This is a genomic window from Hymenobacter negativus, assembly GCF_017571495.1.
In the GTDB taxonomy this organism is placed as follows: Bacteria; Bacteroidota; Bacteroidia; order Cytophagales; family Hymenobacteraceae; genus Hymenobacter; species Hymenobacter negativus.
In genome coordinates, this window is record NZ_JAGETZ010000005.1 from 242,655 (window position 1) to 256,422 (window position 13,768).

Annotated in this window: 7 protein-coding genes; all 7 read left to right on the forward strand. The window is 61.3% G+C overall.

What is annotated here, in order from left to right; translation table 11 throughout:
• Window positions 1-7 precede the first annotated feature (7 nt).
• On the forward strand, window positions 8-2,776 hold the full coding sequence (locus J4E00_RS13445; RefSeq protein WP_208175690.1) for a substrate-binding domain-containing protein: 2,769 nt from the start codon (window positions 8-10) through the stop codon (window positions 2,774-2,776).
• Between the two features lie 255 nt (window positions 2,777-3,031).
• On the forward strand, window positions 3,032-6,190 hold the full coding sequence (locus J4E00_RS13450) for a SusC/RagA family TonB-linked outer membrane protein (protein WP_208175691.1): 3,159 nt from the start codon (window positions 3,032-3,034) through the stop codon (window positions 6,188-6,190).
• 22 nt (window positions 6,191-6,212) lie between these two features.
• On the forward strand, window positions 6,213-7,937 hold the full coding sequence (locus tag J4E00_RS13455; protein ID WP_208175692.1) for a RagB/SusD family nutrient uptake outer membrane protein: 1,725 nt from the start codon (window positions 6,213-6,215) through the stop codon (window positions 7,935-7,937).
• 120 nt (window positions 7,938-8,057) lie between these two features.
• Window positions 8,058-9,377 carry a sugar porter family MFS transporter gene (locus J4E00_RS13460; RefSeq protein WP_208175810.1) on the forward strand — a complete coding sequence of 440 codons (1,320 nt, stop codon included), beginning with the start codon at window positions 8,058-8,060 and terminating at the stop codon, window positions 9,375-9,377.
• Between the two features lie 210 nt (window positions 9,378-9,587).
• A complete protein-coding gene (locus J4E00_RS13465; protein WP_208175693.1) occupies window positions 9,588-10,484 on the forward strand; it encodes a carbohydrate kinase family protein in 897 nt (298 codons plus the stop codon).
• Between the two features lie 127 nt (window positions 10,485-10,611).
• On the forward strand, window positions 10,612-12,207 hold the full coding sequence (locus J4E00_RS13470) for a glycoside hydrolase family 32 protein (protein WP_208175694.1): 1,596 nt from the start codon (window positions 10,612-10,614) through the stop codon (window positions 12,205-12,207).
• 250 nt (window positions 12,208-12,457) lie between these two features.
• Complete coding sequence (locus tag J4E00_RS13475; RefSeq protein WP_208175695.1) at window positions 12,458-13,684, forward strand: oligogalacturonate lyase family protein; 1,227 nt, start codon at window positions 12,458-12,460, stop codon at window positions 13,682-13,684.
• Window positions 13,685-13,768 lie beyond the last annotated feature (84 nt).

The following is a 13,768-nucleotide window of genomic DNA, read 5'->3' on the forward strand; positions in this document are numbered from 1 at the left end:
GAAGCGTATGGCCTGGTTTTTTTGCGTGCTACTCTGCTGCGGCCGGTGGGTGAATAATGCCCAAGCTGCCGAGACGCCACCGCACCACTACACCATCGGCTTCTCGCAGTGCACCAACGGCGATGCCTGGCGGCTGGCCATGCTGGCCGGCATGAAGAAGGAGCTAAGCTTTTACCCCAATGTGAGCTTCCGCATGAAGGACGCCCGCTACAGCAGCGCCTTGCAGAAGCAGCAGATTCAGGAGTTCCTGCGCGAAGGCATTGACTTACTGATAGTATCGGCCAACGAGAGCGAGCCGGTGACGCCCGTTATCGAGGAAGTGTATAACCGGGGCATTCCGGTGGTGATTCTGGACCGGCGCATCAGTTCTCAGCTCTTTACGGCCTATGTGGGTGGCAACAACGTGGAAGTGGGCCGCACTGCCGGCCGCTACGCCGCCACCTTGCTCGGGCAGCGCGGCCGGGTGCTGGAGATTCTGGGGGCGCCGGGCAGCTCACCCGCCGTGGACCGGCACCGGGGCTTTGCCGACGCGCTGGCCGCCTACCCCGGTCTGCAGCTGGTGGCGCAGGTGAACAGCAACTGGGAGCGGCCTTCGGTGCTGGAGCGCCTGCCCGCCGTGCTGCGCGCCCACCCCGAGGTGGAACTGATTTTTGCCCACAACGACCGGCTGGCGCTGGGTGCCTACCAGGTGTGCAAGGAGCTGGGCCGGCAGCGGCGCGTCAAAATCATTGGGGTGGATGGGTTGCCGGGCAGCCGGGGTGGCATTCAGCTGGTCCAGGACGGCGTGATAAATGCCACGCTGCTGTATTCGCCGGGCGGGGAGGAGGCCATTCGCACGGCCATGCGGATTCTGCAAAAGCAGCCGTTTGCCAAAGAGAACATTCTGGGTACAATGGTCATCGACTCGACCAATGCGCTGACCATGAAGATGCAGACCGAGCAGCTGGCCAACCAGCAGCAGGACATTCAGCGGCAGCAGCAGCTATTACAGGAGCAGCGCGATACCTACGCCAGCCAGCAAACGGTACTGTACGTGCTGGCCGCCGCGCTGCTGCTGGTGGCCGGCCTAGGGCTGCTGGCGTGGCGGGCGCTGCGGGCCAACCGCCGCATCACCCGCGTGCTGGCTGGGCAGAACGAGGAAATCCGCTCGCAGCGCAACCAGATTCAGGAGTTTGCGGAAAAGGCCAAGGTGGAGACCGAGGCCAAGCTGCGCTTCTTCACCAACTTCTCGCACGAGTTGCGCACGCCGCTCACCCTCATTCTAGGGCCGGTGGAGGAAATGCTGACCAGCGGCAGCGACCTCCCCGCCACCTACCGCCACGACCTGGGCCTGGTGCGTCGCAACGCCCAGCGTCTGCTGCGGCTGGTGAACCAGCTCATGGATTTCCGCAAGATTGACGTGGGCAAGATGCCGGTGCATGCCACCGAGGGCAACCTCGTGGCCTTCGTGCGCGAAATCCTGGATGCGTTTGAGAAGCCCGCTCGCCAAAAAGGCGTGGCCCTGCGCTTCCTGCCCGCCGAGCCGGTGGTGAGCCTGCCCTTCGACGTGAACATTCTCGACAAGGTGTTCTTCAACCTGCTGGCCAACGCGCTGAAATTCACGCCGGAGCGCGGACAGATAACCGTCAGCATCCAGCCGCTGCCGGCCGAGGGCAGCGTGCGGGTGAGTGTAGAAGACACCGGGCGTGGTATCAGCGAGCAGGACCGGGCGCACATCTTCGAATGGTTTTACCAGGGGCAGCAGCCGGGCGTACAGGGCTCGGGCATGGGCCTGGCGTTGGCGCTGGGCCTCACGCGTTTGCACCAGGGTCAGCTGGCGTTTACGAGTCAGGCGGGCACAGGCAGCACTTTCGTGGTGACGTTGCCGCTCACCCTGCCCGCCCAACTGCTGGCCACCACCCCGCAACCCGCCATGCCGGGCCTGACGCAGGAAGAGCCGATGGCCCTGGCCGCTCCCGCGACTCCCGAAACGGCGGAGGCTAGCTTTGCCACCGGCGAGGGCCGCGACGCGCTGGTGCTCATCATCGAAGACAACGAGGAGGTGAACGCCTTTCTGGCCCAGAAGCTGCAGCCCCACTTCCAGGTGCGCACCGCGACCGATGGCGCGGCCGGCCTGCGCCTGGCCGCCGAGCTGATACCGGACCTCATCGTGAGCGACGTGATGATGCCGGAAATGAGTGGCCTGGAACTGGTGGCCAAGCTGAAAGGCGACTGGCGCACCTCCCACATTCCGGTGGTGCTGCTCACGGCCCAGGGCGCGCCCGAGCAGCAGGTGGAAGGCGTGCAGGCCGGCGCCGACCTCTACCTCACCAAGCCGTTTAACCCCACCTTCCTGCTCGAAAGCCTGCGCACGTTGCTCGGCAACCGGGAGAGGCAGCGCGAGCATTTCCGCCGCGAACTGAGCGTGGACACCGCCACCGTGGCCCCCGCCCAGCGCGTCGACCAGAAATTCCTGGCCGACTTCACCGCCATTGTGGAGGCTAACCTGGAGCGCGCCGACTTGAGCGTGGAGGACGTGGCCCGCAGCATGGGCATCTCGCGGGTGCAGCTCTACCGCAAGGTGAAGGCCGTGCTCGGCACCAGCCCGACGGACTTCGTGCAGAGCGTCCGCCTCACCAAAGCGCGCCAGCTGCTGCTCGATGAAACCCTCACCATTGCCGAGGTGGCTTACCAACTGGGCTTCAATTCTCCTTCCTACTTCTCCACCAGCTTCAAGGCGCGTTACCAGATTTCACCCTCCGAGTATCGGGCACTGCATATCGCGCCCGTGGGCTGAACGGATAGTGAAAACGATGTAACGAGAGTGGAAGCCCAAGGCTTTCCCCAAACGTTTGGGAGTAGATAAGATGTTGTGATTCAAGGTTAAGATTATATTTTAGGTAGTGAACGGATAGTTAACGCTTTTGAGAGGATTGAGCAAGCCCGCCGGGGCTGGCTGCCGGAATTTTGGACCATCAACCAACCCGCCGCTCTTGGTAGCCGGGAGCCGTTTCGGTCCTATTTCCTGCTTTTCAATCCCACTCAAAAACGCATGAACACTCTGCTACATTCTCTTCCGCAGGCGGCGCTGGTGGCGCTGCTGGCCGGCGGCCCGGCCCTGGCGGCAGCCCCTGCTGAAGCTGGCCGGCCAACTGGCCTCACCCACTCGGAACTGGCCGACCGCCCCATCACGGGCAAGGTGACCGACGAGAAAGGTGAAGGCCTGCCCGGCGTGACGGTCCTCGTGAAGGGCACGGCCCTGGGCACCAGCACCGGCCCCGATGGCAGCTTTGCCATCAGCGTGCCCGACAACGCGACGCTGATTTTCTCCTTCGTTGGCTACAAAACCCAGGAGGTGGCGGTGGGCAGCCAAACAACGGTAGCGGCCCAACTGGCCGCCGACGTGGCCGCCCTCGACGAGGTGGTGGTAACCGGCTACCAGGTGCAGCGCAAGACCGACTTGACCGGTGCGGTGTCGGTGATTAAGGTGGATGAGGTGAAGAGCATGACCTCGAACGATGTGACGCGTAACCTGCAGGGCCGCGTGCCGGGCGTGAACATCACCACCGACGGGGCGCCCGGAAGCGGGGCCACGGTGCGCATCCGCGGCTTCGGCACGCTAGGCAACAACGACCCGCTCTACGTCATCGACGGCATTCCGACCAAAGAAGGCATCGGGCAGATTAACCAGAACGACATCGAGAGCATTCAGGTGCTGAAAGACGCTTCGGCGGCCAGCATCTACGGCTCTCGGGCCGGCAATGGCGTGATTATCATCACCACGAAGAAGGCCAAGAAGGGCGCCACCCGCGTCGATTTCTCCACCTTTTTTACTTTGCAAAAAGCCGGGCCGCACATCCAGATGCTGAACACGCTGGACTACGGTAAGGTATACTGGCAGGCGTCGGCCAACGACCGCACCACGCCCAACATCCCGTTCTACAGCTACCAGTCGCACCTGGACGCGAGCGGCCAGCCCGTGCTCGACCAAGTGGTGGTGCCCGAGTTCATCGATGCCGACAAAACCCTGCGCTCGGCCGATACCGACTGGTTTAAACAAACCCAGCAGGATGCCCTCATCCAGCAGTACAACTTGAGCTTGAGCAGCGGCGGCGAGCGGGGCGGGGCCCTGTTCTCGCTGAACTACTACGACAACACCGGCACGCTGAAATACACGGGGTTGAACCGGTTCACGGCTCGTTTGAACTCGGATTATAACTTTTTCGGCGGCAAGCTGAAAGTGGGCGAAAACCTGACGCTGGCCAAAACTCAGCAGGCCCAGTACGACCTGAACCTGATACGCGACCGCAGCAGCCAACTGCCCGCCATCGTGCCGGTCCATACCGTGGACGGCGTAGGTTGGGGGGGGCCGGTGGCCGGCATGGGCGACCGCGACAACCCCTTGCGCCTGCTCACCGACAACCAGCAGAACCGCTCCAATACCGGCCGAGCGTTCGGCAACGTGTTTGCCGATGCGGAAATCCTGAAGGGCCTGCACCTGCGCACCAGCTTCGGCGTCGACTACAGCCTGTACAAGTACACCGAGCTGTACAAAACGTTCAAGGCCGGTTTTCTTTCCAACCAAGACAACCGGGTGACCGTCAACAACAATTTTGGGGGCAGCTGGACGTGGCAGAACACGCTGAACTACAGCGTGCCCCTGGGCGAAAAGCACCAGCTAGACGTGCTGCTGGGCAACGAGCGCATTAGCTACAATTTTGAGAGCACTTACGCCTCGCGCACCAACTTTGCCACCGAAGACCCCAGCTACATCGTGCTGGACGCCGGTGCGGCCAACAAGGACAACGGCGGCTCGGCCACGGCCTACCGGCTGGCTTCGTACTTCGCCAAGGTCAACTACGCGTTTGCTGATAAATACCTGGCGTCGGCCACCATCCGGCGCGATGGTTCGTCGCGCTTCGGCGCCGATAACCAGTTCGGCATTTTCCCGGCGCTGTCGGTGGGCTGGCGCCTGAGCGAGGAAGCTTTCGTGAAGAACAGCGCGCCGTTTATCTCTGACCTGAAGCTCCGCGCGGGCTGGGGCCAGACGGGCAACCAGGACATTGCCAACTTCGCTTCCCGCGGCCTGTATCAGTCGTTGCTGGGCACCCTGGACCCCACCTTCGACTACGACCACGGCACGGCCTACGACATTTACGGCAACAACACGGCCCTGCCTTCGGGCTATCGCCGCGTGCAGCGCGCCAACCCCAACCTGAAGTGGGAAACCACCACCCAAACCAATGTGGGCGTGGACTTTGGCTTCCTCGACAACAAGCTGAGCGGCTCCGTCGACTACTTCGTGAAGGATAGCAAGGACATCCTGGTGAACCTGCCCTACCTGGCCGTGGTAGGCGAGGGCGGCGACCAGTTTGTGAACGGGGCTTCCATCCAGAACAAGGGCTGGGAATTCCTGCTCGGCTACCAGAACAAGCTGGCCAATGGCCTGACTTACAACATCACGGGCAACGTTTCGACGTTCCGCAACAAGCTCACCTTCCTCCCCGACGAGGTGATTAACGCCTACGGCGGCAACGGCCAGGACGTGACCCGCATTGGGCACTCCATCAATGCCACCTATGGCTACGTGGCCGACGGCCTTTTCCAGAGCGCCAGCGAGGTGAGCGGAGCGCCCACTCAGGTAGGGGCCGCCCCCGGCCGCATTCGCTACAAGGACCTGAATGGCGACGGCAAAATCAACAACTTCGACCAGACCTGGATTTCGGAGGGTGTACCCGCTTACAGCTACGGCCTGAACTTAGGCGCTGGCTACAAGGGCTTTGACCTGCAGATTTTCCTGCAAGGCGTGCAGGGCCTCTATGCCTACAACAACTCCAAGTTCCGCACCGACTTCTCTTCTCTGGCTTCCGGCGAGAACTGGGGTGCGCGCCTGCTCGACGCCTGGACGCCCACGAACACCGGCTCGACCATTCCGGCGGCTACCCTCATCAACTCCAATAACGAAGGCCGTGCTTCTACCTACTTCATCGAAAACGCTTCTTACCTGAAGCTGCGCAACGTGCAGCTGGGCTACTCGCTGCCTGCCGAAGTGGCCGGCAAGGTGAAGCTGCAAGGGGTACGCATCTACGTGCAGGCCCAGAATTTCTTGCTCGGCAAAAGCAAGCAGTTCACCGGCCCCGACCCCGAAGTAACGAACTACCAATACCCGGTGCCGCTCATTTTCACCACCGGCCTCAACCTTTCCTTCTAAAGCCCAGCAAAATTCCCCCGCCATGAAATCGATTAAAACCCTCGCGCTGGCCTGCTCCCTGCTGTCGCTCTCCTTTGGCTGCTCCGATAAGAAATTCCTCGAAGTAGACCCCACCGGCGCCCTCGCCGACGAAGAGTTGAATACGCCCGCCAACATTGAAAAGCAGGTGATTGCCGCCTACTCGCAGCTCGGCAACGATGTGTACCGCACCCCCTATACCTCCATGTGGCCCTACGGCAACGTGCGGGCCGGCGACGCCTACAAGGGCGGCGGCGGCACCGCCGACGTGGACGCCTTCCACTTCTACGAAACCTTCGCCTTCAACCGCGTCGACGTTGGCAACACCGACGAGCTGTGGTTCCTGCTTTACATCGGCGTGTCGCGCGCCAACGATGCCCTGCGCCGCCTCGATGCCGTGAGCGACGCCGCCATGCCCAACAAGGCCGTGCGCCAGGGCGAAGCCCGTTTCCTGCGCGGCCACTTCTACTTTCTGCTGAAGGAGGTGTTCAAGCGCGTTCCCTACATCGACCAAAGCGTGGCCACCAAAGACTACGCCACCATCTCGAACGTGGCCCTGAGCAATGACGCGCTCTGGGGCAAAATTGCCGACGACTTCCGCTTTGCGGCAGCCAACCTGCCGGCTGTGCAGCCCGAAATTGGCCGGGCCACCAAGTCGGCCGCCCAGGCTTACCTGGCGAAAACGCTCCTCTACCAGGCTTACACGCAGAACGATAACAACGCCGTGACGGGCATTGACCCAGCCAAGCTGACGGAAGTGGTGGCACTGTGCGACCAGGTGAGTACCGCCGGCTACGCCCTGAATGCCGATTACGCCACCAACTTCCTGACGGTGGGCGACAACAGCCGCGAATCGGTGTTCGCCATCCAGTTCTCGCGCAACGACGGCACGCCCAAGGGCCGCACCGACCGCGGCAACGAGCTGAACTACCCCATGAACCCCGACTACGGCTGCTGCAGCTTCCACCAGCCCAGCCAGAACCTGGTGAACGCCTACAAGACCGACGCGCAGGGCCTGCCACTCTTCACCACCTTCAACAACAGCGACTTGCGTGCCGATATCCCCGCCGACTTCCAGGCCAACGCCGTGGACCCGCGCCTCGACCACACCGTGGCCATCCCTTCGCACCCGTACAAATACGACCCCACGTTTGTGTTTCAGAACTCGTGGGTGCGCGTGCCGCAGGTGTACGGCTACTTCATGTCGATGAAGGAGAACGTGTTGCCCTCGGACCCTAGCTTCCAGAAGAACCCGCCCTTTATGAGCACCTCGAAGAACTGGACCGTCATCCGCTACGCCGACGTGCTGCTCTGGAAGGCCGAGGCCCTGATTGAGCTCAACCGCGCTTCGGAGGCCCTGCCCATCATCAACCAGATTCGCCAGCGCGCCCAAAACAGCACCGCCCGCCTGCGCAACAGCGCCGGCCAACCCATCTCCAACTACCGCATTGGCCTATACCCCAGCAGCGGCTGGACGCAGGCCTACGCCCGCGAAGCCCTGCGTTTTGAGCGCCGCCTGGAATTTGCCATGGAGGGCTACCGCTTCTTCGACCTCACCCGCTGGGGCATTGCCGCCACCTATATGAACACCTATTTCAGCGTGGAAAAAAACAAACGCCAGTACCTGGCCACGGCCAATTTCACGGCCGGCCGCGATGAGTACATGCCCATCCCGCTCAACCAAATCAACTTCAGCAAAGGGCTTTATAAGCAAAACACCGGCTGGTAATAAAGCGGCTTATTCAACTCAACTTCTGCCCTGTGCCCCGGCGGCGTGGTGGGAACAAGTGTCCCGGAAAGCGGGGCGGAAGCTTGAGTTGAGACGCATGGTTCAATCCTTTCTACAGATATATCCGTGAAAAATAACGTCTTCTTTTGGTCGGTAGTCGTCGCTCTCGGCGGCCTGCTGTTCGGCTTCGATACGGCCGTGATTTCGGGGGCCGAAGAGGCCATCCAGAAACTCTGGGGCCTGAGTTCCTACGAGCACGGCCTCACCATGTCGATTGCGCTGGTGGGCACAGTGATTGGGGCCATTTTCGGCAGCGTGCCGAGCGATGCGCTGGGCCGCCGCGGCACCCTCACCTGGATTGCGGTGCTCTACCTCGTGTCGGCGGTGGGCGCGGCGCTCTCGCCGACCTGGGTGCCTTTTTTGCTGTTCCGCTTTCTGGGCGGGCTGGGGGTAGGGGCCTCGTCGGTGACGGCTCCGCTCTACATCTCGGAAGTGTCGCCGCCTGCCACGCGAGGCCGCATGGTGGGCATGTTCCAGTTCAACGTGGTGTTTGGCATCCTGCTGGCTTTCCTGTCGAACTACCTGCTGAAAGACATCGGGCCTAACGCCTGGCGCTGGATGTTGGGGGTACAGGCGGTGCCGGCTATCGCCTTCTTCCTCTTGTTGTTCCGCATTCCGGAGAGCCCGCGCTGGCTGCTCCGCCGGGGCCGCACCGAGGAAGCCCGAGCCGTATTCGAGCGCATCGACCCCGCTACGGCCGACGAAAGCATCAGTACTATTCTGGTTGCAAATGCGGCCGAGCAGGGCCCTGGCGAGTCGCTATGGGCACCGCAGTACCGGCGGCCGGTGCTGCTGGCGGTGCTGTTCGCGGCCTTCAACCAATTGGCTGGTATCAACGCCATTATCTACTACGCGCCACGCATTTTTGAGATGACCGGGCGCGGGCAGAGCGCAGCGCTGCTGTCGTCGGCCGGCGTGGGGCTGGTCAACTTCTGCTTCACGCTTCTGGCCGTGAACATCATCGACAAGTTTGGCCGCCGCCGGCTGATGCTGGTGGGCTCGGTGGGCCTGATTATCACGCTGGGGCTGGTGGCGCGGGCCTTCTACACCCAGGAATTTGCGGCGGTGCCACTGCTACTCTTCGGCTACATTGCCTTTTTTGCCTTCTCGCAGGGTGCGGTTATCTGGGTGTTCATTTCCGAGATTTTCCCCTCGGCGGTGCGGGCCAAGGGGCAGGCTTTGGGCTCCAGCACGCACTGGGTACTGGCGGCGGCCATCACGTTCATTTTCCCGGCCCTCACCGAGAAGCTGGGCGGCGGCAACACCTTCGCCTTCTTCGGCGGCATGATGGTGCTCCAGCTGCTCTACGTGTGGAAACTGATGCCCGAAACCAAGGGCAAGACCTTGGAGGAAGCGGATAAGGTGCTGGTGATGCACTAGCGCGTGACCTCACCCCGGGCCCCGGTTCGCTTGATGCGCGAAGCCCGTGGAGAGGCGAGCCTGACGATTGCAGACGGGCGCGCCGCCGTGGTTCCCCTCTCCGTGGGCTTCGCGCATCAAGCGAACCGGGGCCCGGGGTGAGGTTTCATTGAACCGGAGGCCCCACTCTGTATAATAGTTTCCCTCTTCCCAACTTCACCAACTTTCTCCATGTCCACCCTCCCCACCATCGCCTGCTTCGGCGAAATTCTATGGGACATTCTGCCCACCGGCAAGCAGCCGGGCGGCGCGCCCTTCAACGTGGCCGTGCATCTGCACCAACTGGGTTTGCCCGTGCGCTTTATCAGCCGCGTAGGCGACGACGAGTTGGGTACTGAGTTGGTCGATTTCGTGGCCTCGAAAGGCGTAGCGACTGACCTCATTCAGCACGGCAAAACCCACCTCACCGGCGTGGTGAAAGCCAACGTGGACGATGCCAACGAGGTGACCTACAAGATTGTGCAGCCCGTGGCTTGGGATTACATCCAGTACGATGCCACCGTGGAAGCCGCCGTAGCCACCGCCGATGCTTTCGTTTTTGGGAGCTTGGCGGCCCGGCAGGCGGGCACCCGCGAAACCCTGTACCGCTTGCTCGAAAGCGCTAAGTTCAAGGTGTTCGATGTGAACATGCGCCCGCCGCACTACACCCGCGAGGTGGTGAAATACCTGCTCACCAAAGCGAACATGGTGAAGATGAACCACCACGAGCTGGCCGAAATAATGGAGTGGTTTGGCACTGAAACCGAGCCGGCGTCTGCCATGCCCTGGCTGGCCCAGCGCTTCGACCTGCAAGCCGTGTGCGTGACCTGCGGCGCCGACGGCGCGATGCTGTGGGCCAACGACCAGCTCTACCGCGCGCCTGGTGTGGCGGTGCAGGTGCAGGACACTATCGGCAGCGGCGACTCGTTTCTGGCGGCCCTGCTCAAGGGCTGGCTCACCGGCCAGCACCCCGGCGAGGCGTTGCGTTTCGCTTGCGCCACCGGGGCGCTGGTAGCCACGCACCTGGGCGCTACGCCCAGCATCAGCGAGGCCGAAGTGGCGGAGCTGCTGGCCGCGCAGGCAGTGTAGATAGGAATTGCGTTGAGACGCGATGATACTTCGCGTCTCAACGTCTGCACAATTTGCTCGACATCGTTCAACGGGAGACGCGAAGGGTCGCGTCTCTACATCGTTCGCCTTTTTTCAATTCCCACCAATGAAGAACACCCTATTTCTGGTGCTGGCCGGTGCCAGCCTTGCCGCGTGCAGCCCCGATTCTAAAACTACTGACACAGCCGCCGCGACCCAGGAAGCCCCAGCCGCCCCAGCCGACGCCGTTGCTGTGCCGCCCGCTACGCCGCAATACCGGTCCGGCTACCACTTTTCGCCTGCTGCGCACTGGATGAATGACCCGAACGGCATGGTGTACTACGAGGGCGTCTACCATCTATTTTTCCAGTATTACCCTGGCGCCATGGTATGGGGCCCTATGCATTGGGGACACGCTACCAGCACCGATTTGGTGAGCTGGAAGGAACAGCCCGTAGCATTGGCTCCCGATTCGCTGGGCTACATCTTCTCCGGTAGCGCCGTGGTGGATGCGAAGAATACCAGCGGTTTCGGTAAGGATGGCAAAACGCCGCTGGTGGCCATTTTTACGCACCACGACCCCAAGGGCGAGAAAGCCGGTACGAAAACCTTCCAGAACCAGAGCCTGGCGTATAGCCTCGATGCGGGCAAAACCTGGACAAAATACGCCGGCAATCCGGTGCTGAAAAACCCTGGCATTAAGGACTTCCGCGACCCGAAAGTGAGCTGGAACGACGTGGCTAAGAAATGGATAATGACCCTGGCTACCCTCGACCGCATCACGTTTTTCTCCTCGCCCAACCTGAAGGACTGGACCAAGGAAAGCGAATTTGGCGAGAAGCTAGGCGCACACGGCGGCGTGTGGGAATGCCCCGATTTGTTCCCCCTCACCCTCAATGGCAAAACCCATTGGGTCCTCATTGTGAACCTGAACCCCGGCGGCCCCAACGGCGGCTCGGGCACCCAGTACTTCGTGGGCACCTTCGATGGCCACAAATTCACGCCCCTCAACGACAAGACCAAATGGGCCGACTACGGCCCCGATGACTACGCCGGCGTGACCTGGGGCAACACGCCCGGCCGCCGCATCTTCCTGGGCTGGATGAGCAACTGGGACTACGCCAACCAGGTCCCCACCTCGCCCTGGCGCAACGCCACCACCATTCCGCGCGAGCTGGGCCTGCGCCAAGTTGGTTCAGAAATCTACCTCACCTCGCAGCCGGTAAAGGAACTGGCCAAGCTGGCTCAGCCAGCCGTGGTGCTCAAGGATGTGAAAGCTACTGACGCGCCGCTGGACCTAACCAGCCAACTCAGCTTCAGCGGCGATAAATTCTCTTTGAAACTGAGCACCGCGCAGCTGCAGGATTTCGGGCTGATGCTGAGCAACGCAGCTGGTGAAGAGTTGCGCCTCGGCTACGATGCCTTGGCCAAACAGTACTACATCGACCGGCGCAAGGCGGGCCCGACTGGCTTCAGTAGCAAATTTGCGGGCCGGCACGTTACGCCGCGTCTAGCTACCACGCCGGCCGCCGATGTGACACTGTATGTAGATGCCACTTCGGTGGAGCTGTTTGCGGATGGTGGATTGAGCGTAGCGTCGGAGCTGTTTTTTCCGTCCCAGCCCTTTACCGCGCTCAAGCTGGAATCGACGGCGGGGATAACCATCCGGGAGTTGTCGTTCAGTAAGTTGACCGGCGTGCAGGCGACCGCCTCCGCGAATTAGGTTCGGCAAATATTGGGGAAAGCATTGTACAGGCTTCCGGCGCACCGCCGGAAGCCTGTACTGCCTTAGGGCCAGCAGTGCTCCGGAGTATTGAATAAGCGCAGGGTAGGAAGGGCCGGCGCAAGCTGCCAAGCCGAAGAGTACAGGAGAGTTTGGGCGAGAATGGACGGTTTCTTGCGCTCGTTCTAACTGGTGAGCCGCGCCTTACCGGGACTTTAAGCGGCTCCCATATCCTTCCCCATCCCACCCGATGAAAACCGACTGTTACTTGCTCGTTCTTGCCAGCCTGCTGCTGAATTTTGGCAGCCATGCCCAAACCAAGCTGGCTACCGGCAGCCAAAAGCCCATGCCTGCCGCCGAGTGGATTGATGCTGATACCGGCCATAAAATCGTACGGCTGACAACGTTGGATGGCGCGAATGAGAGCTTCTATTTCCACAACAATCCCTTTGTGAAAAGCCTGGGCTCCGAAGGCGACAAGATGGTGTACTACCACACCTCGCCGGCTGGCAAGCAGCTCTACTCTTTCAACCTGAAAACACGCCAGAGCGAGCCGCTGACGCGGGCCTTCCCTAAAGTGCACGGCGAAATAGTGGCCAAGAAGCGCCGCGAAGTGTTTTACCAAGTGGGCGATACGGTTTACGCCACGCACATCGATAACAAGAAGACGCGGCTGGTCTATGTTTTTCCGGCTGATTTCAAGGCCGACATCACTACGCTTAACGCCGATGAAACCCAGTTGGGTGGGGCCTGGGGCAGCGACGCGGAGAAGGAAATCTACCGTCAGTTTCCGGCCAAGCACGACTTTTTTACCCGCATTTACGAGGCCAAGCTGCCGCGCACGCTCTTCATGGTGAGCGCCGATGGTAAGAGTCAGCTCACGAAGCTGTTTACCGATAATGCCTGGCTAAACCACGTGCAGTTTTCGCCCACCGATGCCAACTGCTTGATGTTTTGTCACGAAGGGCCTTGGGAAAAGGTGGACCGCATCTGGACCATCGACACCAAAACCAAGGCTGTGAAGCTGATTCACAAGCGCACACTCGACCGCGAAATTGCGGGCCACGAATGGTTCGGGGCCGATGGCAAAACCATCTGGTTCGACCACCAGAAGCCGCGCGGCGAAACCTTCGCCGTAACCGGCACTAACCTAAAAACCGGCACCGAAAAGACCTATGCCCTGAAGCGCGACGAGTGGTCGGTGCACTACACCAGCTCGGCCCACCAGAAGACGTTTGCCGGCGATGGCGGCTACCCGACTTCGGTTGCAAAATCGGCCGAAGGCCACTGGATTTACTTATTCACGCCCGATGGCGACCACTTCAACGCGGAGAAGCTGGCCAACCTGAAAGTGCACGACTACAAGCTGGAACCCAACGTGCACTTTTCACCCGATGGGAAATGGCTGATTTTTCGGGCCAATTTTGAAGGCCAGGCGCAGGTGTACGCAGTAGAAATCGCCAAGTCGGCGTCGTAAGAATGAACAAGAATAAAGTACGCGTTATGCCGAGCGCAGCCGAGGCATGACGCGTTCTACCTGCATGATGTTCCAGATTAAAAA